Consider the following 24,450-nt stretch of genomic DNA (forward strand, 5'->3'; position numbering starts at 1 on the left):
ACATGGCTAAGTTTTTTATCGATCGCCCAATATTTGCCTGGGTAATCGCCATCATTATTATGTTGGCGGGCGGGCTTGCGATCATGAAGTTGCCTATCGCGCAATATCCAACCATCGCGCCACCGGCAATTTCGATCAGCGCACACTACCCAGGTGCAGATGCTAAGACGGTACAGGATACCGTGACACAGGTTATCGAACAGAACATGAACGGTATCGATAACCTGCTGTACATGGCTTCTTCCAGTGACTCTTCTGGTTCTGTCACCATAACCATTACCTTTGACTCTGGTACGGATGCTGACATCGCGCAGGTTCAGGTGCAGAACAAACTGCAGCTGGCGATGCCGCTGCTACCGCAGGAAGTCCAGCAACAAGGTGTTAGCGTTGAGAAGTCCTCCAGTAGCTTCCTGATGGTTCTTGGTATGATCAATACCGATGGTTCCATGACTCAGGAAGATATCTCGGATTACGTAGGCGCCACCATCAAAGATCCCATCAGCCGTACCCGTGGCGTTGGTGACGTTCAGCTGTTTGGTGCACAGTACGCGATGCGTATCTGGATGGATCCGAACAAACTGAATAACTATCAGCTCACGCCGGTGGATGTTATCGCCGCAATCAAAGCGCAGAACGCCCAGGTTGCAGCAGGTCAGTTAGGTGGTACGCCACCGGTGAAAGGCCAGCAGCTTAACGCCTCTATCATTGCGCAAACCCGTCTGAAATCTGCAGACGAATTCAGCAAAATACTGCTGAAAGTGAACCAGGACGGCTCACGCGTACTGCTGAAAGACGTGGCCAGGGTTGAACTGGGTGGTGAGAACTATGACGTTGTCGCTCGCTTTAACGGCAAGCCTGCGTCTGGTCTGGGTATTAAACTGGCAACCGGTGCTAACGCCCTGGATACCGCCAATGCGGTGCGCGCCACCGTTGAAAAACTCAAACCGTTCTTCCCGGCTGGTCTTGAGGTTGTTTACCCGTACGACACAACGCCGTTCGTAAAAATCTCCATCAAAGAGGTTGTGAAAACCCTCATTGAAGCAATCTTGCTGGTCTTCATCGTTATGTATCTGTTCCTGCAGAACTTCCGGGCCACGCTGATTCCAACAATTGCCGTACCGGTGGTACTGCTGGGGACTTTCGCCATCCTTGCCATCTTTGGCTATTCAATAAACACCCTGACGATGTTCGGCATGGTGCTAGCGATAGGCCTGTTGGTAGATGACGCCATCGTGGTGGTCGAGAACGTTGAGCGAGTGATGGTGGAAGAAGGATTGCCACCAAAAGAAGCAACGCGTAAATCGATGGAGCAGATTCAGGGCGCCCTGGTCGGTATCGCCATGGTGCTGTCGGCGGTGTTTATCCCGATGGCGTTCTTCGGCGGTTCAACGGGGGCTATCTATCGTCAGTTCTCCATTACCATCGTTTCGGCAATGGTGCTCTCCGTTCTGGTGGCAATGATTCTGACACCAGCGCTGTGTGCCACCATGCTTAAACCGATCGCCAAAGGTGAACACCACGAGAAGAAAGGCTTCTTCGGCTGGTTTAACAACATGTTCGACAAGAGCACGCATCACTATACCGACAGCGTCGGTAACATTTTGCGCAGCACGGGTCGCTATCTGTTGCTTTACCTTCTGATTGTCGTCGGCATGGCCCTGCTGTTCGTTCGCCTGCCAAGCTCCTTCCTACCTGATGAAGACCAGGGCGTATTCCTGACCATGGCTCAGCTACCCGCTGGTGCGACCCAGGAACGTACGCAGAAAGTACTCGACGACGTGACCGACTACTATCTCAAGAATGAGAAAGAAAACGTTAACTCAGTGTTTACCGTTAACGGCTTCGGTTTTGCGGGCCAGGGCCAGAACACCGGTCTGGCGTTCGTTTCTCTGAAAGACTGGGATGAGCGTCCGGGTGAAGAGAACAAGGTTCCGGCTATTGCTGCCCGAGCCAGTGCGGCGTTCTCGAAAATCAAAGATGGTATTGTGCTGGCGTTCAACCTGCCCGCTATCGTTGAATTAGGGACGGCTACCGGCTTCGACTTCCAGCTCATCGACCAGGCGAACCTTGGACACGAAAAACTCACTCAGGCACGTAACCAGCTGTTTGGCGAAATTGCCCAGCATCCGGATATGTTAGTCGGCGTGCGTCCTAACGGTCTGGAAGATACGCCGCAGTTTAAAGTGGATATCGACCAGGAGAAAGCGCAGGCGCTGGGTGTCTCTATCAGCGACATTAATACGACGCTGGGCGCTGCGTGGGGTGGCTCTTATGTCAACGACTTCATCGACCGCGGTCGTGTGAAGAAAGTTTACCTGATGGCCGATGCACCATTCCGTATGCTGCCAAGCGACGTTAACAACTGGTACGTTCGTGGCTCAGCTGGACAAATGGTTCCCTTCTCTGCCTTTGCTACCGCGCACTGGGAATACGGCTCACCTCGTCTGGAACGTTACAACGGACTGCCATCCATGGAAATCCTTGGTCAGGCGGCTCCAGGTAAGAGTACCGGTGAAGCAATGAACCTGATGGAAGAGCTGGCAGGCAAATTGCCTACCGGGATTGGCTATGACTGGACGGGGATGTCCTACCAGGAACGTCTGTCAGGTAACCAGGCCCCTGCTCTGTATGCCGTCTCGTTGATCGTCGTCTTCCTGTGTCTGGCCGCACTGTATGAGAGCTGGTCAATTCCGTTCTCCGTTATGCTGGTTGTTCCACTTGGGGTATTCGGTGCGCTGTTAGCCGCTACCTTCCGCGGATTGACCAACGACGTTTACTTCCAGGTAGGCCTGCTGACAACCATTGGGCTATCGGCGAAGAACGCGATACTTATCGTGGAATTCGCCAAAGACCTGATGGAGAAAGAAGGGAAAGGCCTGATCGAAGCAACGCTTGAAGCGGTACGTATGCGTTTGCGTCCGATTCTGATGACCTCTCTGGCGTTTATCCTTGGGGTAATGCCGCTGGTTATCAGTTCCGGTGCAGGTAGTGGTGCGCAGAATGCCGTAGGTACCGGGGTAATGGGCGGTATGATTACCGCGACTATCCTCGCTATCTTCTTTGTGCCAGTGTTCTTTGTGGTGGTTCGCCGCCGCTTCAGTCGCAAGACCGAAGATGTTGAACATTCGCATTCAGTCGAGCACCATCACTGATCCAGAGTGTTATTAAAAAGGGCCGCTTATGCGGCCTTAGATTGCTGAAAAAGAAGGAAAAAGCGTGGTTTTTCCTTCTTTTTGATTAGCAGGCGAAAATCAATGAATTGATTTTCCTTGTTATTTATTCGGTGAGATCTTTGCGACACTCATTTGCTTTAGGTTTGTCGTCAGTCTGGGGCCGCTTATGCGGCCTTTTTTCTTACCTTTAACCTTACAAGTCATAAGTTATATCTCCCCCTGCGTCTTCTTCTTAGCAACCATTTCAAAACGTTAGTTATTTGGTAAATGGCAGAAAAAACTTCATCAGACGTTTATAATTTTCAAAGCGAAAACTTCCGTTTGAAACCATACTTATATATTAAGAGTATTCTTAACATGGTATTAATTCGTCATGCATTTAACATTTACAGGGTCAATAGGCCCGTTCTCTGATAGCCACACCAGTCATGCCTATTAACATTACGGCCAGGGCTTAATGTGAGAATGTCATCCCCGTGATACTGAAGAAAATCTCAAGATCTCATGAATTAATGTTTGAATTGTAATTTTTAGTAATAGCCCAGGGAAATCTTGCGCAGATTGATTTATAGTAAAGACATATGGAATACTCGTTGTAATTGCTCCCACCTCACCAAGGTGTGTCCACCCCAGTGCGTTGTGTTTATCAAATTTTTATCGATAAAAAGGGGCTGAATTATGGACGAATACTCACCAAAACGGCATGATATCGCACAGCTTAAATTCTTGTGCGAAAACCTGTATCATGACTGCCTTGCCAACCTGGGAGAGAGTAATCACGGTTGGGTTAACGATCCGACATCGGCCATTAACCTACAGTTAAATGAATTGATTGAGCACATTGCTGCCTTCGCACTTAATTACAAGATTAAGTATGACGATGATAGTAAATTGATTGAGCAAATTGACGAATACCTCGATGACACCTTCATGCTCTTTAGCAACTACGGCATCAACGCGCAGGAACTGCAAAAATGGCGTAAGTCTGGTAATCGCTTGTTCCGCTGTTTCGTCAGCGAGAGCCGCGCTAACCCCGTGAGCCTCTCTTTTTAAAAATTATTACAAATACTTAAGGTGAATGTATGACAACGAAACCCTTAACCAAAACTGATTATTTGATGCGTCTGCGACGTTGCCAAACAATTGATACGTTAGAAAGAGTGATTGAAAAAAATAAATACGAATTATCAGACAATGAACTGGCGGTCTTTTATTCAGCAGCTGACCATCGCCTTGCTGAACTCACCATGAATAAACTCTACGATAAGATACCCCCGACAGTATGGAAATTTATCCGCTAATCCCTCATCGAAGAACTGTTCATTTTTAGTGCACCGGCCGGTAATACGCTAGCCATGTTTATGTTGAGTATTCCACACTCCGGTATTCACCCCATTAACATGGTCTACTCCCCTTTCTGTGGCCAGATCGCTATGCTGATGCGCCCTCGGGCCGTGGGTACGCGAAACTTGTGATTGTCTACACAAAAAGGGAACGTTCCCAACCATGATGATTCATTTTCGTTTACCGTAGAGGTTTTAGCCTCCATTGGGACACAACAGCCATGAGTGATGAAAAGCGTAAGATGATAGCCGGGGAATTTTACTCTCCTGCAGATGAGCAGCTCAAAGCCGACAGATTGAACGCCCGCCACCTTATCCATCGCTACAACCATACCCAACCGGATGAAACCGCGGTGCGTAAAGCGTTGCTGGCTGAACTGCTTGGCAGCAGCAACGAGGCGTATATCGAGCCGTCCTTCCGCTGTGATTACGGCTACAACATTTTTCTGGGTCATAACTTCTACGCTAATTTCGACTGCGTGATCCTGGATGTCTGCCCGGTGCATATCGGTGACAACTGCATGTTCGCGCCCGGTGTGCATATCTATACAGCCACCCATCCTCTGGATGCCGAAACGCGTAACAGCGGCGTTGAGCTGGGTAAACCAGTCATGATTGGTCACAACGTATGGATTGGCGGACGCGCGGTGATTAACCCAGGCGTAACGATTGGCGATAACGTAGTGGTGGGGTCCGGCGCGGTGGTGACTAAGAACGTCCCGGCAAATAGCGTTGTGGCCGGCAACCCGGCGCGGGTCATCAAGACGGTCTGAGAAAATCAGGTCGCTTAACTGTTATGGTTAATTTTGCTGAATCTGTTACTTTTTTGCGAACGGGCGGCTTCTTAAAATAGAGTTGTCACATTGGTGACAGCGATGACTTAACCGCAATCAGAAGGCACCCCATGACCGAAATCCAGCGCCTGCTAAACGAGACGATTGAACAGCTCAACGTCGTGGAGAAACGCGACAACCGCCCACGCTTTAGCATCAGCTTTATTCGTAAACATCCGGGACTGTTCTTCGGCATGTGGATTGGCTGGTTCGCTACGCTTATCGTCATGATGCAGTCAGAGACCCTCGCCGGGTCGGTCTGGCTGCTAAACGTGCTCTTCATCTTGCTGAACGGCTTTTTCTTTTTCGACGTAAACCCGCGCTACCATTACAGCGATATCGACGTGCTGGACCTGCGGGTTTGCTACAACGGTGAATGGTATAACACGCGTAACGTGCCTCTCGCGCTGATCGATAAGATCCTGCAATCTCCGCAAGTCGAAGATCAACAGAAGTCACTGCTGCACACCATGCTGACCCGCAAAGGCGAATTGTCCTTTTACGATATCTTCTCCCTGGCCCGGGCCTGAAGTCCTCAGCACGATGGCAGTGAAAGCCTGGGGCCTGGCCCCAGGCATCTCAAGACGGCTTCCGTTTCTTCCCGCCCTGTACCGCCTTAAACCGCGGATGGCTCTTGCAAATCACATAAAGCCTGCCTTTACGCTTCACAATCTGACAATCCGGGTAGCGCTGTTTTGCGCTACGAAGAGAGTTTACAACCTTCATACCTTAAACCTCCCCACCAAAGAAACGGCCAAAGCGCTGCTGGAAGCGCGCCGGGCTGCCCTCTTTATCCAGACTTCTCTGCCTGCCCGTATAATGCGGATGTGAGGCGGAAGAGACATCCAGCGTGACGTATGGAAAAGTCTGCCCGTCGAGTTTAATTTCCCGATCGGTCTTAATGGTTGAGCCCACTTTAAAGTATTCGTTGACAGTGGTGTCGTGGAACACAACGGTGCGGTAGAAAGGATGAATATCGCGTCTCATTGGCTTAACTCCGATATGTTATAACATAACAATAAAGTAAGTGACGAGAGTTAAAAAAGCAAGCGTGTTGAAAAATGAAACGGAGAAAAAACGCGGTGGGGTTAGCTATGTGTCAGAAATGATTAGCGATTAACTGACACACAGCCACTATACGTTTTTGCTTACCAGCAGCGTGGTCAGCACGAATGAGAGGATCAGTGCCAGCGCCACGCCCATCAGTGCAAAGATAAAGTACGGGCCAATATAAGCAGGCAGGCTGAAAATGCTCGACAGAATGTAGCCGTACAGCCGCACGCCAAAGAAGGCGATAAAAGCGGAGGCCACCGAGCTGGCGACGGTCGCAGCGATAAACGCCTTTTTATAACGAGTCAGCACGCCAAACAGCGCGGGTTCCGTAATACCCAGCAGCGCGGAGATCCCCGCCGACAGCACCACTGAGCGCTCCTGCCGTGAAGCCGTCTGCCGCCAGATGGCGAACGTCGCCCCGGCAATCGCCATGTTGGCCATAAACATCATCGGCATCAGCATGTCGTAGCCGCGATCGGTGAAGTTTTGCAGCGCAATAGGCGTCATCGCATGGTGCATTCCCGTCAGAATGGCGATGGGTCGAATGGCCCCAACCACCAGCCCGGCAAAGCTTGCCGACACGCCGAACAGCCCTTCAATAAACCACGCCAGGCCTTTACCCAGCCAGATCCCCGCCGGGCCGATGACGACCAGCGCAACCAGTGCTGCCAGAAAGAGTGTGAGCGTAGGCGTGAACACCGTTTTCAGTACATCCGGCATAAAGCTGTCCACCCAGCGATGAATATAGCTAAGCGCCAGTACCGAGAAGATCACCGGGATCACGCTCGAGGCATAATTAAAGACCGAAACGGGGATCACGTTCAGAAAATAGAAGGCATCGACGGCATCCGGCGCGTGTCCGGCCAGTGATTTTGCCGCCTCAATCAAAGACGGGTACATAAAGCAGGCGGCAACCGCTGCGGCCAGATATTCGTTAGTTTTGAACATTCGCGCCGCAGAAATCGCCAGGAAGAAAGGCAGAAAATAAAATACGCCGCTGGCAATCAGATCGATGACGATCACCGTATCGCTTTTAGCCGAAATGAACTTCAGCGCCACCAGGCCCGCCAGCAGCCCCTTGATCATGCCGGCACCGGCAATGGCGGGCACAATCGGCCCAAACACGCCTGAAACCGTATCCATAAACAGCGAAACCAGGCTCTTACGCTCAGGCTTTCGCTCGCTGGTCGCAGGCTGTTCAAACGTCCCCAGTACGGCGGTGAGTTGCTCATACCAGCTGTTCACCTTCGGGCCGATGATTATCTGGAACTGATCGCTCTGGATCTGCGCGCCTAATATTCCCGGCAGCTTTTTAATTTCAGGCTGGTCGATTTTGCTTTCATCGATGACGTCGAAGCGCAGGCGCGTCATACAGTGCCAGACTTTATTAATATTATCGGCGCCCCCCACCAGGCGGATAATATTATTGATGGCCTCTACGGTTCCCATGAATGACTCCGGATTGTCTTATTGTTATGTGTTGTGGGGTTAGATGGTAGAGAAAAGCAATCTACAAAACAAACCAATGAAATTTGAACCTCGTCACATTTAGCCACCAGGCATGCCTTACTAAGCCAACGATCATGAAATTGGTCTGGTTTTTACGAGACTTTAAAAGAAATTCCTGACCAATAAAATTTAATTAAAAAAGCGGTTTACCCGAGCATATTAATAGGGCGATAGTAATTAACAGAACCCTGTTTACGATAAGTAACCGGCCACATCATGGTGGCCCGTGGAGTTATCTCGTGTTGCCTACGCTAATCGAAAATATCGAATGTTTTATTACCAAACCTGACCGACATAATCTTGTCACCGTGCGCGTCACAACCAATAAAGGCGTGACGGGTCACGGCTGCGCCACCTTCCAGCAGCGCCCCGTGGCGGTAAAAACGATGGTCGATGAGTATCTGAAGCCCTTGCTGATCGGTCGGGATGCTAACCACATCGAAGATTTATGGCAGATGATGACGGTCAACGCTTACTGGCGCAACGGCCCGGTGATGAACAATGCCATTGCCGGTGTGGACATGGCGCTGTGGGATATCAAAGGCCAGCTGGCGGAGATGCCGCTGTACCAGCTGCTGGGTGGAAAATCGAAAGATGCCATTGCGGTTTACAGCCACGCTGCCGGTGAAACGCTGGAGGCACTGTATCAGCAGGTCGATACGCTGCTGGCGGAGGGATACCGCTATATTCGCTGTCAGCTCGGGTTCTATGGCGGCACCCCGCAAGAACTGCATGCGACTAAAAATCCAACGCCGGGCGCCTACTACGATCAGGACGAGTACATGGCAAATACCGTCGCCATGTTTAAAGGGCTACGGGAGAAGTACGGTAACCAGTTCCACATCCTGCATGACGTCCATGAGAGGCTGTTTCCCCAGCAGGCTATCTCCCTGGCGAAACAGCTCGAGCCTTATCAACCCTGGTTCATTGAAGACATTCTCCCGCCGCAGCAAAGCGCCTGGCTTGAGCAGCTTCGTGCGCAGTCCTGCGTGCCGCTGGCCATGGGGGAGTTGTTTAACAACCCGGCGGAATGGCACGATCTGATTGTTAATCGCCGTATCGACTTCATTCGCTGCCATATTTCACAAATTGGCGGCATCACCCCGGCCTTAAAGCTGGCGGTACTTTGTCAGGCCTTTGGCGTGCGCCTTGCCTGGCACGGTCCACCGGATATGACGCCAATCGCCGTCGCGGTCAACACCCATTTGAATATTCACCTGCATAACTCGGCAATTCAGGAGTTTATTCCCAATAAGCCGAATACCCAGGCCGTCTTCCCGGGCAGCCCGGAAGCGGAACAAGGCTATATGTACCCTATTGATAAACCTGGTATTGGCGTGGGGTTTAATCCGCAGGAAGCCGAGCGTTTCCCGCTAGAATATCGGCCTCATGAATGGACGCAAAGCCGCCTGCCTGACGGGACGATTCACACGCCCTGATTACCCCTGCGAAACACCAGGTTGTCATGATTAAAGGGCGTGATATAGGTGCAGGAATAGTTGATATCGACAATTTCACTGATCTCAAATACGCGCCCACCAGCAAGGATCCCCCGGTTGATAATGCGCATCGCCGGGATGTTTTTTTTACACTCCAGCAGTGCTGCCTGCTCTTTATTGATACTGATTGCCTGATAGCTGGTCAGCTGATGCGAAATTAAGTAACCCTTACTGAGCACATACTGTTGAAGAGATTGTTCGATAACCTGCTGATTAAGATCGGGAAAATCCTTCACCGGCAGGCGGGATATTTCGATTTGGACCTTTTGATTATCCACCAGCCGCAGCCGACAAAACTGCCAAATAAACTCGTTCGCCCCCACGCCAAATACCTGCTGCTCTTCCCTGTCGGGTAATTTCTTATGCAGATTCACCATCCGAAAAGCAATCTGGTCAAATCGCTTTTCCGTTATGGAATTATAAACCAGGGGATTATTACGTGCCTGTTGATTAATCCAGATCCCCGAGCCCTGAATTATATCGACCACACCAATGCTCACCAGCCTGTCCAGCGCCTGGCGGATAGTGAAACGAGAAACACCATAAATCTCTGCAAGTTGCCTTTCTGGCGGTAATTTGTTGATTTCTTTATCGCTGCGCTGATAAATTTTACTGAGCAAATCCTGGGTAACAAACTCACTTTTCTTCATGGTCTTCTCAAATAGCACTTAACGCGTAGTTCATTTGCGATGAAACATATCATCCACATCGGGGCTGGGCTAGAATTAGCCTGACATTGAAAACCATTATAAAAACTAAGCCCTTCCCCGGACTCTGAAACAATGGCAAATAGTAAACTGGTCGGTCTGGTCAACAGCGTGCTGATTCTGGCAGTGTTGATCCCTATTCTGCTGAGTATTTTCCTCGCCCATCATAAGGCTAACCAGGTTTTTCATGATGAGCTTGATGATTTCGCCGAACGGGCACTGGTACGAACCAGCAGGGTGATCGACCAATCTACTGACGCCGTTGATGAGATAAACCGGAGCACCGATAAAACCTGTACCCTCCCCCACGTTCAGGCTATGCGCCGCGTTGCATTAAATTATCGCTATATCCAGGAAATATTGTTCGAAACGAGCGGGCAAATTCATTGCTCGTCATTTCAGGAACACAGCGACGCTCAGCATATTGGTGAGCCGGATAAGGTTGGCAGAGGAGGTTTCAGCGCCTGGTACACCAACACGACCGATTTGGGCTTCAAACGTACGATGATCTACATCGGCAAGCCTCCGCATATTGCGGTCATTGATCCCCTTTCGTTTATTGATGTGATCCCCTACAGCGGCCAACAAATGAATATCGCGATGGTGAGTCTGGGGAAAAATCAGGTGATTGCCAGTAGCGTCCCGATCAAAGCCATCGCCTGGAAACTTGAGGCAAAGCGGGGGCTGAGTAGTTATGAATTCCAGAATTCAGCTTACGTTATCCGCCGTGAGAATAACCTTGGTCTGGCAATGATCGCCTGGGCCCCACTCTCTCCCCTGAGACACAGCTGGTATAAGCAGCTACTGATCTGGCTCCCTATTGGTATGGGCTTCAGCCTTGGGGCTGGAATGTATATCACCCGCGTGCTTCGCCGCCTACAATCTCCCCGAGCGCGTCTTACCGATGCCATCAATAACAATGAGTTCACCGTGAAGTATCAGCCCATTGTCGATTTGCAAAACGGTGAATGCGTCGGGGCAGAGATTCTGCTGCGCTGGAAGCAGCCGGACGGCAGCTGGCTAAGCCCGGATGTGTTTATTCCGCTAGCCGAAGAGAACGGGCTGATTACCGTTCTCACCGAACAGGTCATTGAAAAGTTATTCACCGAGATGGGAAGCTGGCTGCACAGCCATCCGGGTCATCATATTTCACTGAACCTCGCGACTTGTGATTTACTCAGCGACCACATACTGAGCGTTATCCGTCCCTACCTGACCAAATATTTCGTCAAGCCAGAGCAAATTGCCTTTGAGATTACCGAGCGAAGCTTCTCTGACCCCAAGCTCACAGCCCCTGTTATCGAGCAATTCCGCCGGGCCGGGCACCCTATCTATATTGACGATTTTGGGACTGGTTACTCCAGCCTTAGCTACCTGCAAAATCTGGATGTTGACGTGCTGAAGATAGACAAATCTTTCGTCGATGCGCTGGAGTATAAAAAAGTCACCCCATACATCATTGAGATGGCGAAGATGCTCAATATTGCGATGGTGGCTGAAGGGATTGAGACTGCAGGACAGGCCGCATGGCTACGCGACCAGGGCGTGCAGTTCGGCCAGGGCTGGCTCTACAGCAAAGCACTGCCGAAAGACGCGTTTATTGGCTGGGTAGAGCGTAATCACTCCGTTCCCGACGAGGCGTAAACGCAATGCCTTTTGACCTGTTAAGGGAAAATTCAGATTTAGAGTCTCTTTCGGGGATGGCGCTTCGCTCTGCCGAACCATAGTCGAATCTATAGGGTCACAAAGCGCCAGCGTCATCCGCCGAAACAACACCTTATTCATCCAGTAACGGCATAAAACCGCCGTATATCATTCGCTTGCCATCAAACGGCATGGACTCACCAAACTCTTTCATACGCGGGTCAGACATCATTTTCGCATTCGCCGCGTCACGCGCCTCTTTGGAAGGATATTCAATCCAGCTAAAGACCACTTCTTCATCATCGGCCGCCTTAACGGCCATCCGAAAATCGGTAAGTTTGCCGTCAGGCACGTCATCAGCCCAACATTCAACGACACGCAGCGCGCCAAACTCCTTGAACAGCGGTGCGGCTTTAGCCGCCATCGCTACGTACGCATCTTTATTGGCGGCGGGTACTGCCACGACAAAACCATCGACATAATGCATTGTGACCTCCACGGGGTGGGGAGAATGGGCAGATAATTTCTACCCGTGATGATTACGCCAGTTAAGTGTAGTGGTTGGGGCAGGATGCTGCCTGCTCAAAGTTTGAGTAGCATTTCATACTGGGTGATGGGATCCTGCTGATAGCCGCAGCTGAGATAAAGCGGCGCAACCTGTTCCGGGACAGAGCCTGCCGTGGACAGCCCCGGAAAACGCTCATGGAGCAGCGTGAGGAGTTTTTTCGCCTTTCCCTGGCCACGCGCTGAGGGGTCGACATATAACATGCGCAGCTTCGGCTGTTTTAGATTTGGAATGACCATCGCATAAGCCACGTCATCCAGTACGAAGGCTTTACCTGGGAGCTTATAAAGCGATTCGGCGGCGCTTAGCCAGGGCAGCCGCAGAGAGCTATCCGACATCATCAGCTTCGCCATCAGTATGGGATCGATTTCCATCAGTTCCCCCGTAGGATGGAACGCTCTCGATCCTGTTGCATGAAAGCAAACAAGCGTCTGCTGGCGAACAAACCCCATGCGCTCGTAAAGCGCGATCCCGTTGTCGTTCCCCACAATCACTTCCAGCCAGAAATGCTTGTCGCCACGAAGGCGTGCCGCGTCGATAAGCTGCCCGATAAACTGTTTGCCATACCCCTGCCCACGCAGCTCCGGCCTGATAGCAAATGCGGCCAGACGGCAGCTTTGCCCACGACGGGTAATCAAAGCCAGCGCCCTGGGCTCGCCGTCCTGCAGCCAGACCACGCTGTCGTTGAGGCTGATATCTTCTGAAGAAAAACGCGTGGCAAAGGTTGCGCCATCAATCGTAAACGATACCAGGTAGCCTTCAAAGCAGTGGGACAGAATGTCCGCCAGCTGGTAGCTGTTCCAGTGCGCTGCCGCTTTACCCATAACCGGACTGTGCATCATGCACCTCATAAGAGAGAGAAATTAACTTTCGCAGTGATAACCATAGCGCGAGAAACCGGTACGGTGTTGATTTTGTGCTTTTCGGCTTAAGGCGCTACGCCTGGGACTGCCATCGATTTTTTACTCTGCGTGGGAACGCGGAACCACGGCAGGCAAAGCTGTATCAGGGGGCCGATTGCAAGCGCATAGAGAACGGTTCCGACGCCCAGCGTGCCGCCCATCATCCAGCCTGAAATCAGTACGGTCACCTCAATAGCCGTACGAACGCTACGCACCGACCAGTCCGTGCGGGCGTTAATCCCGGTCATCAGACCGTCGCGCGGGCCGGAGCCAAATCCTGCACCGATATACATTCCCGTCGCAATGGCATTTACCGCCACTGCGGACAGCAGCAGAATGCTGCGCACGAACAGGGAATCCAGCGGCGGCATCAGCGCCAGCGCCGCATCCGCGGCCAGCCCCAAAACGATGACGTTGCTGATTGTGCCAAGGCCCGGCCGCTGACGCAGTGGGATCCACAGCAATAGCACCAGTGCGCCAACGAGGATCATCACCAGACCAATATTCAAAGAGAAGATCTTCGCCACCCCAAGGTGAAAGACATTCCACGGATCCGCACCTAAATCCGCGCGCACAAACATTGCCGTTGAAACACCATACAGCACCAGTCCGACATAGAGCTGCACTAATCGACGCATCATCATTTTTAGCTTCCTCATCGCTTTCATGGCTATACTTTCGGACAAAGCGGACTGAATATTAAGGTCCAGTTATCATTAAGTGGACTGACATGACACAGCGACGCACCGGCACCTCATCCCTAATCAAGTTACTTGGCCACTGGCATCAGCCTCTTCCCCGCACGCCCGTTTATCGCCAGCTGGCGGATGGCCTGCGCCTGTTGATTCTTGATGGCAGGCTGTCGCTGGACAGCAGGCTGCCCGGCGAGCGTGAGCTGGCTTCCGCGCTTGGGATCAGCAGAACGACCGTGGCAGCAGCGCTTGCGCAACTGCGGGATGAAGGATACTTGCTCAGCCGCCAGGGTTCCGGCTCGGTTACCATGCTGCCCGAAAACAGCCGTTCCGTTTCACCGTTACCGGGTATGGCTCCGGTACTGGATCTTTCCACCGCAGCACTTCCCGCTGGCCCTGAGATTCATCAGGCTTATTCCAGTGCCCTGTTAGCGCTACCCGAACATCTTACGTCCAGCGGCTACAACCAGCATGGTTTGCCAGAACTCCGCGAAGTGATTGCCCGGGGCTATGCCGCCAGGGGGTTACCGACCACGGCCGATCAGATAATGCTGGTGAACGGCGCGGTCAGCGGCTTAGGCCTGATCCTGCGTCTGCTGACGGGACCGGGTGACCGCGTTGTTATCGATCACCCCACCTACCCGATGGCACTGGAAGCGATTAAGGGAGCCTCCTGCCGCCCGGTTTCCGTGAGCCTGCCGGAACACGGTTGGGATACGGACGGGCTGGCCGCCACGATTGCCCAGACCTCTCCCCGTCTGGCCTATTTGATCGCGGATTTTCATAACCCAACCGGACGCTGTATGGATGCCGCGACCCGGGCAACGGTGGTAGATATTGCTGCACGATCCCGCACCGCTTTGGTCGTAGATGAAACGATGGTTGATTTATGGTTCGACGCCCCGCCGCCGCCGCCTCTGGCCGCATTTGACGACACGGATAGCGTGATTACGCTCGGCTCTGCGGGTAAAAGTTTCTGGGGTGGCCTGCGCCTGGGCTGGATCCGCGCATCGACCAGAACCATTGCCTCGCTGATCCAGGTCAGAAACTCTCTTGATTTGGGAACGCCCATTCTCGAACAGCTGGCGGCAATTCATCTGTTTAAAGAAGCGGAGAGTTTTTTGCCTCAGCGTCGGGAAATGCTGCGTCAGAATCTGCGCGCCTGTAGCGAGGCCATTCATGAACTGTTCCCTGACTGGCGAATAACGAGCAAACCACAGGGTGGATTTTCCCTGTGGATTGAGTTGCCCAAACCTCTGGCGACAATGTTCGCCGTCAGCGCAGAGTCCGAAGGTATACGCATTGGCGCAGGGCCACGTTTTGGCACGGAGGGCGCCTTCGAACGGTATCTCAGGATGCCCTATACCCTTGAGCCAGCGCAGATGCGCAACGCGCTTGAGCGGCTACAGCCTGGCTGGCAATATCTTGCTCAAACGCGAAACCACAGCTCAAGGGGTATGTTGGTCTAGCCTGTTTTACCTCACTGGCGGTAACCGGCGCTTCACCGGGCTACTCTTCACAATGGAGGTATTGCTCTGAGCGTATTCCGCCAGTTCATCCAGGATCTCATCCAGCTGGCCAATAGAACGGATCGCCAGACGCATGACAAAGCAGTGTCACCGGTGATTTTGTCGCACTCGATACACTGAGGGATCCCCTGAATCAGCTTTTCAACTTTATGCAGCAGGCCGGGCAGCGGCTTTACCCGCACGATAGCCTGCAAGCTGTAGCCGAGAGCCGGTAGCGAAGCATTCAGCGTGTAGCCTTCCACCACCCCTTTCTCTTCCAGACGCTTCAGGCGCTCCGCGGTACTGGGTGAAGAAAGCCCGATTTGATGACTTAGCGCTTTAAGGGACATTCGCGCATCCTGCGCCAGGCAGGCAAGAATGCGGTAGTCGATCTCATCAGGAAGGTATTCAGCCATTATTGCCTCGATAAAAAAGGTAGTTTTGCTCTTTCACCTGACAATAGCACTTCATTCGCTCCCCTGCGATTGTCAAAATAGAGCGACTTACAGGGGGAGGAAGAAACATGAAAACTGAGATGAAAACCGGCAGCCTGCAGATGATAGCGGCGATGGTGATTTCAGGTACTATCGGAGCGTTTGTTCTGCTCTCCGGTCAGTCGGTCACTAACGTTGTGTTCTGGCGCTGTGTTTTCGGCGCGTTGACGCTGCTGGCGTTTGGCTTATATCAGGGTAGCTGGCGAAGCCATCTCACCGGATACGTGACGCTGATAGCGGCACTGGGCGGTATTGCTCTGGTGCTGAACTGGTTATTGCTGTTCGGAGCTTACTCCCGCACCTCAATAGGTCTGGCGACGGTTGTCTACAATACGCAGCCGCTGATGCTGGTTGGGATGGGGGTATTCATCCTGAAAGAGACGGTCAGTAAAGCTAAATGGTTTTGGCTGGCCGTCTCATTTACGGGCATGCTGCTGGTTGTGTCGACCGGGTTGTCTCATTCAGGGGAACAAAGCTGGCTCGTAGGTATTGCCATGGCGCTTGGTGCAGCTTTTTTCTATGCGCTGACTGCCATCATTACCAGACAGCTGAAAGGTGTTCCCCCGCAGCAAATCGCACTTGTGCAGGTCAGCGTAGGTATCGTGATGCTGTTACCGCTGGTCAATTTTAACCAGGCGCTGTCCGTCACGGGCTGGGGGATTGTGCTGCTGCTCGGCGTCCTGCACACTGGTATCATGTATCAACTGCTCTACGGCGCAATTCAAAAACTCCCGACCGCACTCACGGCTTCCCTCTCATTTATCTATCCGGTTATCGCGGTGGTTGTTGACCGCCTGGTCTTTGGGCATAGCCTGAGCGCAATTCAGTTCGTTGGCGGTATTATGATTTTACTGGCCGCTGCGGGGATTAATCTGGGCTGGGGGGATCGGGCGCGAAAGAAAATGGTTGAAGTTATCGAATGAGACTCCACTTATCTAAAGAGCTTATTGCGCAAACAACGGATTTGTTTGCGCAATAATTACCAAAGCCGACAACATTAAATAATGATGCCGCACGCTATACATCATACAAATAAAACAAGATCAGTCTGGCAAATTATTAATTTTCAGCTGATAGCCACCGCGTTCATAATCGATATAGTTGTTCTTTTTTAAGGTCGAAACAACGTTAAGAATGCTGCTGCGAGACAACCCCGTCCGCTCCTGAATATAATTTAAAATATTCACACGATATTTTCTGTCGGCGGGTAAACGGTCTAATTCCTGAAGGTAATTATGAACAACTGGCGGCGTTCGCTGGTTCACTATCTTGAGGTCACGAAGAAGCATGTTGGCGGTATGATATGAACACAGTTCAGCAACCTCTCGCCAGAGCTCCTGCTTGTCGATTTCTGGCAGGACCAGCGCGGTGTCTATGCACATCAGTGTGCAGTCCGTTTCGGCACGGAGCATGTTGCAGCCCATTGGGGAGAACATCTCGGTGAAACCGAATACGTGAGGTAGATTTGTTGTTCCCAACAATAAACCGTCTGAAATCCGCAGGACAGATATTTCGCCGCGGAGTAACAGATACAGGTAAGATGTCTCTTTCGTTCGCCAGCCAATTCTTTTACGTGAAGTCACATTTATACGTTCACCTAAAGGCATCAGCGCGTTAATAAGGCTTGCAATTGCCTCATCAGGACGCTTTGGTGAAGTTAACACCATCTTCAAATCCTCTTAAACACAAACAATATTAATGCCAGGTTAAAAACTGGAATAAGTATATATTGAAGATATGTTCATTACACCCTTGAACATTTATCAAACGGCGTAAATAGCATTAATTTTGCATAAATCCGTTGGAAATTCACACAAAAGCAAGAAAATTCCTGGTAATTAATTCACGCAGAAACAGTCACAAAAGAAAATAACAAATTCCTTAACATGGAATAATGAAGAGTTGTTATCAAGTTGTATTAATAAAATTATAAATAATGCCGGTAACTGACGGACAGAAAGAGTGGAAGCAGTGGAAGATAGAGAGAAGAATGGATGCAGAATTGGGTGGCTGAGCTCGCCAAGCTGGAGAAAGACCTAATCGCAGAGCGTAGAACAGCAGGTATCAAACGTGCCCAATCGAAAGGCAAGCATTGCGGCAGGCCAATCAAAGCAACCGTTGAACAGGTACGGGAGCTGTTAGCACAGGGTTTACCACCAGCAGCGGTACAGGATAGATTAGCGATCAGCAAAGCAACCTTCTACAGGTTAAAGACATCCTGAGCACCTCTCTGATATTTGATGATTCCGGCTATAACAGATCGGGGGCTGGGAAAAATCAAGCTTAACACTAGACACAAGCTCGTAGAACGCGGGTTTATATTAGACGCCAACTAGTTTTACCGACTGGTTTGAATTCAGATTATCGATACGAAAAAACCAAATTCCATCAACGTGAATCACATCATTGTGGCAAAGCTGGCAGATCTCGTTTTACCTCATGCCTGAGTACTGGTTGTTACGGAACGTAGTTTTACTTAGGCCTAATACTTGTTGCGCATGTGGTGATTGTTTGTAAAATGACCACGATAATTATTTCCATAACAAGTAGAGGGACTTATGAAACAGTACACCAATGAACTCACCGCCGAAATGCTGGCAGCATTTGACCAGTCACCATTCACAACCGAGCAGCTCGCGGAAATGAACGAAGAAGCCCGCAACTTGATCGCAGAAAGAAACACCTACAACCTCGCTCACCCAGTTACAGCAGCTTATCTGATCGCTACAGAGGGTAGCTTAACCCGCGACGGGGGAACGGTTATCAGTGAACACAACGGGCAGCAGATCGAGCTTGAGAATGGTACGTTAGTTAATGTCTCTATCGTTGGTGATGAGGTTCGCTACCCTGATGGAACAACCGCGAAGATCACTACTGGTGTGGGTAATACTTCCGGCAAATCCGCCGCTCTTGTCGGTAGCTTACTCGACAACGGTGACAAAATAATCAGTAGCCCACAAGGGAGTGTCAGAAGAGCAGTCCGAGCCGGGGAAACGTTGCCAGCTAATTTTCTGAAATAAGGCGGCTACAATGGCATCAGTAAACAGAGGCTGCACGGTTCACGGTAAGAACGTTGGTCTACACGGAGATAAAACCTCTACAGGCGCACAATGTATTGCCGCCCGTCCTGGTATGTCTGTAATGGGCAAGTGGAAACTTTACATTGGTGATAAGACCACCCCCTGCCCGAAATGTGGGGAAGTGGGGGTCATTGTGGACGGCGATCACCGCTGCTCAAACAGTGCCGCTGTTGCGGTGGATGGCTCGGCGATCCGTTGCGGGTGTCCGCAGGGGAGCAATTTTCTGATTGCCCCAGGCACCGTTGAGGTAAATACCCCATCCTGGGCTACAGCACCTGTAGAGCCAGTGCAGCACGCACAAGTAGCGAAGAAACATAACAGCTTTGCTGACACCTGCAAACCCGAAGATAATCCGTTATTGAACGGCGTTTACATCTGGACTGAAACCAAAAACGCAGGTCACGCTTTCGTTTCGGTGCACGAGAATAACAATGTCTATCTCTACACGTATGGTCGCTATGGCAGAACGAATCGTGGAGGCTTTACGGGAGATGGTGTTCTTAACTTCCTGCAAGATGAAGATGCAAGGGTTTACTATCGTTCTGAACTCTATGAGATGGGTGCTCGTGTTTTCCGCATAGACGATGCTGACCCGGTGAAGACAAGAGCGTTCTTCGAAGACCTATGGAACAGCAGTAAGCCAGCTATACAAACATCAAAAATGCCAGAGACAACAAGGAGGAGAGGCCATACCATTGATGAGTATGACGTTACTGGCAGCAACTGCACCACACATTCAGTTGCGGGGATTAAGTTTGCTGGCTCTAGGGTATTTGAGCACGGTTACACATCTACGACGACCCAGCTATCTATTGAGGCCGAGGAAAATTTTACCGTTCCGGTATCGCTGCAAAGATTTCTCATTGCGAAGGGTGGAGACATGTCCTCAATGCTTGTCGTTGAGATGACAGGAGTATTCAAAGAGCAATACCCTAATTCAGGTAACTTACAACCATTCCAGGCCCCCCCCGGCGGGGTAGTTCAGCATGTTGCTGCGGAAGGTGCAGCAACTGGTGATTCATTGTCTCCGTATTCCGGCGGCACTGTAGGTGGAGTATTAGGGGGATCTTATGGCGATGACGAACAGAACTAAAACCGTTTTCCGATGGGGTGGGATTGTCATTGTATCGCTATGCTACTTTATCGCACTGGTGCTATCTACCTTCTCTTTTTCCGCATTCACCGAGAGTGAAAGTATGCGGTTTTCTGGCCCAATCCCATTAAAAGAGTACCAAGCTTCTATAAACTCGATCATGCAAGCCACTGATGGCGTTTTTACTGTCGCCCTTTTTGGCTTTGCGATCTGCGTGCCTCTCATCCTACTGATCTTTAAAAAGGTGAGATGATTTGGAGGACTGCTAATGATGACGAATAGAGCAAAGACTATCATTCGATGGGGAGGCATTGCTTCAGTATTCGCCATCTACTCTATAGTCCTGATGATCCTAGTGTTTGATTTCGGGCTAACCCGGAAATACAACGGCCCCCTTCAACAGGTCAGATGGAAGCCAGTTTATGTGAAGCGATCATAGATGACTTATCGCATTCAGTGGATAACCTCTTGATCACCGCATTTGTCGGTAGCGCCATTTGCCTTGTTTTGGTCTTGCTAATCTTCAAGAAAGAGAGATGACCGCCAAAGGCTGGGTAGCCCCGTTAGTGGTAGAAATAGCAACGAGACGCGATATTTAATCTTTGAGGATAAAATATGACCAACAAACAGTTATTGCTCCAACTGTATACCGAAACCGTAACTCTCGGTCGCTATATCGAATTAGAAGAATACGCCAAGTACCCACTTACAGCGATGCACCCGAATTTGACCCCAGAAGACTTGAATGAGGAAGAATTAATCAAACTGATTACTGCTTCAGTCACCAATATGACCGGGCAAGTGTGCTAACCATAAGCAAACTAAGGTCTGCGGGGCGTATGCTTTAAGTGCCGTTATGCCCTGCATTTCTTTAAAGGAATTCCACTAACTCAACCAACCGCGAAACATCAACGCCTTTCCCGTATCGGTTGTAAGTGATCGTTGCGTTCGAGTGTCCGAGCACTTGAAAGGCAAACTGCTCAGGACATCCTTGCTGCTTAAACGTTGTAGCGGCGTAATGCCACAACGAATGGTACTCAGGCAAACCATTCTTCCCCCTGAACCTCGTAAACCAGCGGCTGAAGTAGTGACCATAGCTACCAAGGTGCAAGGTTAACTCAGGGAACAAATGCCCTTTCCTGTCGTTGATGAAATCAAGTAGGCCAAGCGCTAACAGTTGAGAATGGATCGGTACAAATCGCCGCGAACTGTCCGTTTTTATCGTCTGGTTAGGGTTTAAGTTATCGATACGGAAACACCAAATACCGTCAACTTTCATCACGTCATTTTGGTAAAGCTGGCAAATTTCATTCTGCCTCATACCGGTGTAGCGCCCGATTAAGATAACCCAGCGCTTCCAATCCTTCACGCTATGCAAAGATATGTGCAACTGTTTCAAATCGTTGAGAGTGTATGCTGGACGGCGATCCATCGGCGACGTGGTTTCTTTTACGCCCATCCCTTCAAACGGGTTACGCATATCTTCATCTGTGCGTGTAGCAAGCCATTTGAAAAATGCTGAGTTCTTATTGATGTAGCGATTTCTGGTGGAGGCTGAACCTTCTAAGCTATCGACAAACGCAGCAGCACTACGCTTACTAAACGGTTCTTTCGTGACAGCAAGATACGACTTCACGCATCTATTGATCGTCAAAATCTCACGCTCGCCCACCGCTTCCTTTTTGGCGTTGGTGTACTTCTCAAGTTCTCTACTGAGATCCGGAAATGATTGCCTCTTCTTTTTTATCAAGTCAGAAGCAGCCGCAGTAGAAGATGAGTGTGCCGGGATGGCCTGTGGAACACAGGCGAAAGGCTGTGAGGTGATGTATTACTCTGCACGTTTCATAGCTTCACGCTTTGAACGTGTACGCAGAGAAATGCGAATCTCGCGCCGTCTCCGAGGTGTTAAATATACTCGACGGTAGTACCAGATTCCGTGACGGGATAGCATCAGATGTGACATTGATTAGCGTCTTAAGTGATACACGAAAATTGTATCACCGCCGTTTCAATGCACGAAAACAGAGGGTTTACATGATTAATATCATGTACTTAGCAGAATTGGGTGGGGGCCCTGCCAGCTACATCCCGGCACACACGTCACCTGCTGCGGCTGCTTCCTTCCGGATCTGACCGAGTTCACAAGTTAGTGTTGCGGGAGAACCAACAGGGCCCCCATTGAGAGCATCAGTTCCCTGACGCGCTGGCGCATTATCCATGTTGACCCCGGCAATTGCAAGCCGCTCGCGGTCAGGTGTTGGTTTCTTGCGCAGCCGGAGTTTTTCCTTGCTCTGGCTTGATGGACGATTATGCTTAGCGATGCCGTATTAAGGAGCACGCTATGGATAACCACGATTCTTTCCCGCAACGGGTTTACCAGATTATTGCCGCCATTCCCGAAGGCCATGTCACGACCTACGGCGATGTTGCCCTGCTCGCAGGTTCGCCGCGTGCGGCTCGTCAGGTTGGCGGCGTACTAAAACGGTTGCCGGAAGGAAGTAAGCTGCCATGGCATCGTGTCGTTAACCGCCACGGTATCATTTCGTTAACGGGTCCTGACCTGCAGCGTCAACGCGAAGCTTTGCTCTCAGAAGGGATTATGGTTTCCGGGGATGGACACATCGATATGCAGCGTTACCGCTGGAACTACTAAAAAAAGCGCCCCTTACGGAGCGCAGAGCACCTAGAACGTTGTTGGCGCCGGAACCGCTGATGAAGGGTTCACCTGCGTCGGAGAGGTGGACGGTACAGTGGTTGTCGCCCCGCCCCCGGTCGGCATTGGCACTGCTGTTTGTTGAACAGGAACCAGCGTCAGATCCGCTTTTGTCCCGCCCTGATTGATCACCGGCTGAATAGTATCGGTGATAAACACCAGCTTATCGTTCACGGTAATAGCCGCACTCAGGATGATGCGCGCGTTAGGCTGGATGTCTGCCGGATTAAACGGCAGCACGAAGCTAAACGGTGCCTGCTTCCCTTCGGTACGAGTGACTTTCTGGGCCAGAACCTTCGACGGCGCATCCGCCAGCGAAGCGTCAGACAGCGTCACGGTCAGCACCGCATCCGGTGGCAGCGCAACTTTCTGACGGATCCAGGCTGTACCGGTCACGCTTGGCTGTGCAATCGTCGATTGAGCAGTCGCTCCCGTGGATGACGTCGATGCGGCTGGTGCCGGGGTTGGGATATCCGCAGACTTCTGAGCACATCCGGCCAGGGCAACCGCAACGGCTAAACCACTTAACATTGGCACAAGTTTCATTGATTTGTTCTCCTTATTATCAATGCATTTGCGGGCGCTGTGTCCCACAAGTAATGAGCGGTGAAAACATGCTTATCAGGCTAAGTGTGGCACATATCACTGAATTTTGCCTGGAACGGCGGATCTCATCAGGTCGGGCCACTACGAGATTAAAGCTGAGAGCATGTTATAATCAGGCAGGTTACCGGCCCGTTTTTACTATTTCGAGGAAGTTCTATGAGTCAGGCGCTCAGCAATTTATTGGCATTGCTCAATCTGGAAAAGATTGAAGAAGGGTTGTTTCGCGGGCAGAGCGAGGACTTAGGGTTACGTCAGGTATTCGGCGGCCAGGTGGCCGGCCAGGCGCTGTATGCTGCCAAAGAAACCGTGCCGGCAGAACGGTTGATTCACTCGTTTCACAGCTACTTCCTGCGCCCGGGCGACAGCCAGAAGCCTATTATTTATGACGTTGAAACCCTCCGCGACGGCAATAGCTTCAGCGCCCGCCGCGTGGCCGCCGTGCAAAACGGCAAGCCGATTTTCTATATGACCGCCTCTTTCCAGGCACCCGAACCGGGCTTTGAGCATCAGAAAGCCATGCCGCAGGCCCCTTCGCCTGACGGCCTGAAAACGGAAACGGATATCGCCCGCTCGCTGGAAAAATTTCTCCCGCCGCAGGTCAAAGAGAAATTCCTCTGCGAGAAACCGCTGGAGATCCGCCCGGTAGAGTTTCACAACCCGCTGAAGGGCCATCAGGCTGACCCTACACGTCAGGTCTGGCTGCGCGCCAACGGTAAGATGCCAGACGATTTGCGCGTCCATCAGTATCTGCTGGGCTACGCCTCAGATTTTAATTTCCTGCCAACCGCGCTTCAGCCCCATGGCATTGGTTTCCTCGAGCCGGGCATGCAGGTTGCCACCATCGACCATTCCATGTGGTTCCACCGCCCGTTTGATATGAACGAATGGTTGCTGTACAGCGTGGAAAGTACGTCTGCGTCCAGCGCCCGCGGTTTTGTTCGCGGTGAGTTTTATACCCAGGATGGGGTGCTGGTTGCATCGACGGTGCAGGAAGGGGTGATGCGTAAACGGAGTTAAGAACCTGCCGGATGACGCT

General features: G+C 51.2%; 25 protein-coding genes, 1 other RNA gene and 2 pseudogenes. 15 read left to right on the plus strand and 13 right to left on the minus strand.

Annotated features, from left to right (window positions below):
* Positions 1-2: 2 nt before the first annotated feature.
* From acrB to HYQ67_RS05180, 5 genes are all read left to right on the plus strand, one after another.
* Complete coding sequence (gene acrB, locus HYQ67_RS05160) at positions 3-3,152, plus strand: multidrug efflux RND transporter permease subunit AcrB (protein ID WP_202302053.1); 3,150 nt, start codon at positions 3-5, stop codon at positions 3,150-3,152.
* A 699-nt stretch (positions 3,153-3,851) separates the two neighbouring features.
* Positions 3,852-4,226, plus strand: coding sequence for an Hha toxicity modulator TomB (gene tomB / locus HYQ67_RS05165; protein WP_202302055.1), 375 nt, complete (start codon positions 3,852-3,854; stop codon positions 4,224-4,226).
* A 29-nt stretch (positions 4,227-4,255) separates the two neighbouring features.
* The gene (locus HYQ67_RS05170) at positions 4,256-4,474 is read left to right on the plus strand and encodes an HHA domain-containing protein (protein WP_202302057.1); all 219 of its coding nucleotides are present in this window, start codon (positions 4,256-4,258) and stop codon (positions 4,472-4,474) included.
* Between the two features lie 263 nt (positions 4,475-4,737).
* Entirely contained in the window at positions 4,738-5,289 is a 552-nt protein-coding gene (gene maa, locus HYQ67_RS05175; RefSeq protein WP_202302059.1) for a maltose O-acetyltransferase, read from the plus strand.
* Positions 5,290-5,420: 131 nt separating this feature from the next.
* Positions 5,421-5,879: a YlaC family protein gene (locus HYQ67_RS05180; protein ID WP_202302061.1), complete on the plus strand. Its 459-nt coding sequence runs from the start codon at positions 5,421-5,423 to the stop codon at positions 5,877-5,879.
* Between the two features lie 49 nt (positions 5,880-5,928).
* Here the strand turns inward: HYQ67_RS05180 and ykgO are convergent, their stop codons facing one another.
* The 3 genes from ykgO to HYQ67_RS05195 form a co-directional block, all read right to left on the minus strand.
* Positions 5,929-6,075: a type B 50S ribosomal protein L36 gene (gene ykgO / locus HYQ67_RS05185; protein WP_202302062.1), complete on the minus strand. Its 147-nt coding sequence runs from the start codon at positions 6,073-6,075 to the stop codon at positions 5,929-5,931.
* A gap of 3 nt (positions 6,076-6,078) precedes the next feature.
* Positions 6,079-6,336 carry a type B 50S ribosomal protein L31 gene (locus HYQ67_RS05190; RefSeq protein ID WP_202302064.1) on the minus strand — a complete coding sequence of 86 codons (258 nt, stop codon included), beginning with the start codon at positions 6,334-6,336 and terminating at the stop codon, positions 6,079-6,081.
* Positions 6,337-6,483: 147 nt separating this feature from the next.
* Positions 6,484-7,851, minus strand: coding sequence for a PTS transporter subunit EIIC (locus HYQ67_RS05195; protein ID WP_202302066.1), 1,368 nt, complete (start codon positions 7,849-7,851; stop codon positions 6,484-6,486).
* A gap of 299 nt (positions 7,852-8,150) precedes the next feature.
* Between HYQ67_RS05195 and HYQ67_RS05200 the strand changes: the two genes are divergently transcribed.
* On the plus strand, positions 8,151-9,350 hold the full coding sequence (locus HYQ67_RS05200) for an enolase C-terminal domain-like protein (protein WP_202302069.1): 1,200 nt from the start codon (positions 8,151-8,153) through the stop codon (positions 9,348-9,350).
* Here the strand turns inward: HYQ67_RS05200 and HYQ67_RS05205 are convergent.
* Positions 9,338-10,060, minus strand: a complete 723-nt coding sequence (locus tag HYQ67_RS05205; RefSeq protein WP_202302071.1) for a GntR family transcriptional regulator — start codon at positions 10,058-10,060, stop codon at positions 9,338-9,340. The genes HYQ67_RS05200 and HYQ67_RS05205 overlap by 13 nt on opposite strands.
* Before the next feature lie 132 nt (positions 10,061-10,192).
* Here HYQ67_RS05205 and HYQ67_RS05210 point away from each other — a divergent pair, with 132 nt between their 5' ends.
* Positions 10,193-11,761, plus strand: coding sequence for an EAL domain-containing protein (locus HYQ67_RS05210; RefSeq protein WP_202302073.1), 1,569 nt, complete (start codon positions 10,193-10,195; stop codon positions 11,759-11,761).
* Positions 11,762-11,894: 133 nt separating this feature from the next.
* On the opposite strand, the gene HYQ67_RS05215 is transcribed toward HYQ67_RS05210, so the two are convergent.
* The 3 genes from HYQ67_RS05215 to yczE all read right to left on the minus strand — a co-directional run bounded on the left by HYQ67_RS05215 (position 11,895) and on the right by yczE (position 13,869).
* A complete protein-coding gene (locus HYQ67_RS05215; protein WP_202302075.1) occupies positions 11,895-12,248 on the minus strand; it encodes a DUF1428 domain-containing protein in 354 nt (117 codons plus the stop codon).
* 95 nt (positions 12,249-12,343) lie between these two features.
* Positions 12,344-13,168 (minus strand): GNAT family N-acetyltransferase, encoded by an 825-nt coding sequence (locus HYQ67_RS05220; protein WP_237391101.1) that lies wholly within the window; start codon positions 13,166-13,168, stop codon positions 12,344-12,346.
* Positions 13,169-13,254: 86 nt separating this feature from the next.
* Positions 13,255-13,869 carry a membrane protein YczE gene (gene yczE, locus HYQ67_RS05225; RefSeq protein WP_202302415.1) on the minus strand — a complete coding sequence of 205 codons (615 nt, stop codon included), beginning with the start codon at positions 13,867-13,869 and terminating at the stop codon, positions 13,255-13,257.
* Between the two features lie 89 nt (positions 13,870-13,958).
* On the opposite strand from yczE, the gene yczR reads away from it, so the two are divergent.
* Positions 13,959-15,389 carry a MocR-like transcription factor YczR gene (yczR, locus tag HYQ67_RS05230; RefSeq protein WP_202302077.1) on the plus strand — a complete coding sequence of 477 codons (1,431 nt, stop codon included), beginning with the start codon at positions 13,959-13,961 and terminating at the stop codon, positions 15,387-15,389.
* A gap of 6 nt (positions 15,390-15,395) precedes the next feature.
* Here yczR and HYQ67_RS05235 read toward each other — a convergent pair.
* A pseudogene (locus HYQ67_RS05235) lies at positions 15,396-15,844 on the minus strand (Lrp/AsnC family transcriptional regulator).
* Between the two features lie 107 nt (positions 15,845-15,951).
* On the opposite strand from HYQ67_RS05235, the gene HYQ67_RS05240 reads away from it, so the two are divergent.
* Entirely contained in the window at positions 15,952-16,845 is an 894-nt protein-coding gene (locus HYQ67_RS05240) for a DMT family transporter (protein WP_202302079.1), read from the plus strand.
* Between the two features lie 120 nt (positions 16,846-16,965).
* Here the strand turns inward: HYQ67_RS05240 and HYQ67_RS05245 are convergent, their stop codons facing one another.
* Positions 16,966-17,589: a helix-turn-helix domain-containing protein gene (locus tag HYQ67_RS05245; protein ID WP_202302081.1), complete on the minus strand. Its 624-nt coding sequence runs from the start codon at positions 17,587-17,589 to the stop codon at positions 16,966-16,968.
* A 342-nt stretch (positions 17,590-17,931) separates the two neighbouring features.
* Between HYQ67_RS05245 and HYQ67_RS05250 the strand changes: the two are divergent.
* The 3 genes and pseudogenes from HYQ67_RS05250 to HYQ67_RS05260 all read left to right on the plus strand — a co-directional run.
* Positions 17,932-18,144 (plus strand): annotated as a pseudogene (locus HYQ67_RS05250) (helix-turn-helix domain-containing protein); the annotation flags it as partial.
* A gap of 336 nt (positions 18,145-18,480) precedes the next feature.
* Complete coding sequence (locus HYQ67_RS05255) at positions 18,481-18,942, plus strand: PAAR domain-containing protein (RefSeq protein ID WP_202302083.1); 462 nt, start codon at positions 18,481-18,483, stop codon at positions 18,940-18,942.
* A 10-nt stretch (positions 18,943-18,952) separates the two neighbouring features.
* Positions 18,953-20,095 (plus strand): PAAR domain-containing protein, encoded by a 1,143-nt coding sequence (locus HYQ67_RS05260; protein ID WP_202302084.1) that lies wholly within the window; start codon positions 18,953-18,955, stop codon positions 20,093-20,095.
* Positions 20,096-20,137: 42 nt separating this feature from the next.
* Here HYQ67_RS05260 and HYQ67_RS05265 read toward each other — a convergent pair whose 3' ends face one another.
* Complete coding sequence (locus HYQ67_RS05265; RefSeq protein WP_202302086.1) at positions 20,138-20,425, minus strand: hypothetical protein; 288 nt, start codon at positions 20,423-20,425, stop codon at positions 20,138-20,140.
* A 285-nt stretch (positions 20,426-20,710) separates the two neighbouring features.
* On the opposite strand from HYQ67_RS05265, the gene HYQ67_RS05270 reads away from it, so the two are divergent.
* The gene (locus HYQ67_RS05270) at positions 20,711-20,905 is read left to right on the plus strand and encodes a hypothetical protein (protein ID WP_202302088.1); all 195 of its coding nucleotides are present in this window, start codon (positions 20,711-20,713) and stop codon (positions 20,903-20,905) included.
* Positions 20,906-20,966: 61 nt separating this feature from the next.
* Here HYQ67_RS05270 and HYQ67_RS05275 read toward each other — a convergent pair whose 3' ends face one another.
* Positions 20,967-21,845, minus strand: coding sequence for a site-specific integrase (locus HYQ67_RS05275; RefSeq protein ID WP_237391102.1), 879 nt, complete (start codon positions 21,843-21,845; stop codon positions 20,967-20,969).
* Between the two features lie 322 nt (positions 21,846-22,167).
* Positions 22,168-22,264: signal recognition particle sRNA small type (ffs, locus tag HYQ67_RS05280), an RNA gene on the minus strand.
* 172 nt (positions 22,265-22,436) lie between these two features.
* On the opposite strand from ffs, the gene HYQ67_RS05285 reads away from it, so the two are divergent.
* Positions 22,437-22,748 (plus strand): MGMT family protein, encoded by a 312-nt coding sequence (locus HYQ67_RS05285; RefSeq protein ID WP_202302090.1) that lies wholly within the window; start codon positions 22,437-22,439, stop codon positions 22,746-22,748.
* Positions 22,749-22,778: 30 nt separating this feature from the next.
* On the opposite strand, the gene HYQ67_RS05290 is transcribed toward HYQ67_RS05285, so the two are convergent.
* On the minus strand, positions 22,779-23,354 hold the full coding sequence (locus HYQ67_RS05290; protein ID WP_202302092.1) for a YbaY family lipoprotein: 576 nt from the start codon (positions 23,352-23,354) through the stop codon (positions 22,779-22,781).
* 216 nt (positions 23,355-23,570) lie between these two features.
* On the opposite strand from HYQ67_RS05290, the gene tesB reads away from it, so the two are divergent.
* Positions 23,571-24,431 carry an acyl-CoA thioesterase II gene (gene tesB / locus HYQ67_RS05295; protein WP_202302094.1) on the plus strand — a complete coding sequence of 287 codons (861 nt, stop codon included), beginning with the start codon at positions 23,571-23,573 and terminating at the stop codon, positions 24,429-24,431.
* Positions 24,432-24,450 lie beyond the last annotated feature (19 nt).

The sequence above is a fragment of the Dryocola clanedunensis subsp. sulfonylureivorans genome (genome assembly GCF_016756775.1).
GTDB classification, from domain to species: domain Bacteria; phylum Pseudomonadota; class Gammaproteobacteria; order Enterobacterales; family Enterobacteriaceae; genus Dryocola; species Dryocola clanedunensis.

Excerpts from the sequence above, each read along its gene's own strand:
- HYQ67_RS05240 (WP_202302079.1), top strand. The coding sequence starts at position 15,952 with ATGAAAACTGAGATGAAAACCGGCAGCCTGCAGATGATAGCGGCGATG.
- HYQ67_RS05285 (WP_202302090.1), top strand. The coding sequence starts at position 22,437 with ATGGATAACCACGATTCTTTCCCGCAACGGGTTTACCAGATTATTGCC.
- yczE (WP_202302415.1), bottom strand. The coding sequence starts at position 13,869 with ATGATGCGTCGATTAGTGCAGCTCTATGTCGGACTGGTGCTGTATGGT.
- HYQ67_RS05195 (WP_202302066.1), bottom strand. The coding sequence starts at position 7,851 with ATGGGAACCGTAGAGGCCATCAATAATATTATCCGCCTGGTGGGGGGC.
- HYQ67_RS05170 (WP_202302057.1), top strand. The coding sequence starts at position 4,256 with ATGACAACGAAACCCTTAACCAAAACTGATTATTTGATGCGTCTGCGA.
- HYQ67_RS05245 (WP_202302081.1), bottom strand. The coding sequence starts at position 17,589 with ATGGTGTTAACTTCACCAAAGCGTCCTGATGAGGCAATTGCAAGCCTT.
- HYQ67_RS05270 (WP_202302088.1), top strand. The coding sequence starts at position 20,711 with ATGACCAACAAACAGTTATTGCTCCAACTGTATACCGAAACCGTAACT.
- HYQ67_RS05290 (WP_202302092.1), bottom strand. The coding sequence starts at position 23,354 with ATGAAACTTGTGCCAATGTTAAGTGGTTTAGCCGTTGCGGTTGCCCTG.
- HYQ67_RS05255 (WP_202302083.1), top strand. The coding sequence starts at position 18,481 with ATGAAACAGTACACCAATGAACTCACCGCCGAAATGCTGGCAGCATTT.
- HYQ67_RS05215 (WP_202302075.1), bottom strand. The coding sequence starts at position 12,248 with ATGCATTATGTCGATGGTTTTGTCGTGGCAGTACCCGCCGCCAATAAA.
- tesB (WP_202302094.1), top strand. The coding sequence starts at position 23,571 with ATGAGTCAGGCGCTCAGCAATTTATTGGCATTGCTCAATCTGGAAAAG.
- HYQ67_RS05210 (WP_202302073.1), top strand. The coding sequence starts at position 10,193 with ATGGCAAATAGTAAACTGGTCGGTCTGGTCAACAGCGTGCTGATTCTG.
- acrB (WP_202302053.1), top strand. The coding sequence starts at position 3 with ATGGCTAAGTTTTTTATCGATCGCCCAATATTTGCCTGGGTAATCGCC.
- HYQ67_RS05265 (WP_202302086.1), bottom strand. The coding sequence starts at position 20,425 with ATGGCGAATACTGAAGCAATGCCTCCCCATCGAATGATAGTCTTTGCT.
- HYQ67_RS05260 (WP_202302084.1), top strand. The coding sequence starts at position 18,953 with ATGGCATCAGTAAACAGAGGCTGCACGGTTCACGGTAAGAACGTTGGT.
- tomB (WP_202302055.1), top strand. The coding sequence starts at position 3,852 with ATGGACGAATACTCACCAAAACGGCATGATATCGCACAGCTTAAATTC.
- HYQ67_RS05205 (WP_202302071.1), bottom strand. The coding sequence starts at position 10,060 with ATGAAGAAAAGTGAGTTTGTTACCCAGGATTTGCTCAGTAAAATTTAT.
- maa (WP_202302059.1), top strand. The coding sequence starts at position 4,738 with ATGAGTGATGAAAAGCGTAAGATGATAGCCGGGGAATTTTACTCTCCT.
- HYQ67_RS05220 (WP_237391101.1), bottom strand. The coding sequence starts at position 13,168 with ATGATGCACAGTCCGGTTATGGGTAAAGCGGCAGCGCACTGGAACAGC.
- HYQ67_RS05190 (WP_202302064.1), bottom strand. The coding sequence starts at position 6,336 with ATGAGACGCGATATTCATCCTTTCTACCGCACCGTTGTGTTCCACGAC.
- ykgO (WP_202302062.1), bottom strand. The coding sequence starts at position 6,075 with ATGAAGGTTGTAAACTCTCTTCGTAGCGCAAAACAGCGCTACCCGGAT.
- HYQ67_RS05180 (WP_202302061.1), top strand. The coding sequence starts at position 5,421 with ATGACCGAAATCCAGCGCCTGCTAAACGAGACGATTGAACAGCTCAAC.
- yczR (WP_202302077.1), top strand. The coding sequence starts at position 13,959 with ATGACACAGCGACGCACCGGCACCTCATCCCTAATCAAGTTACTTGGC.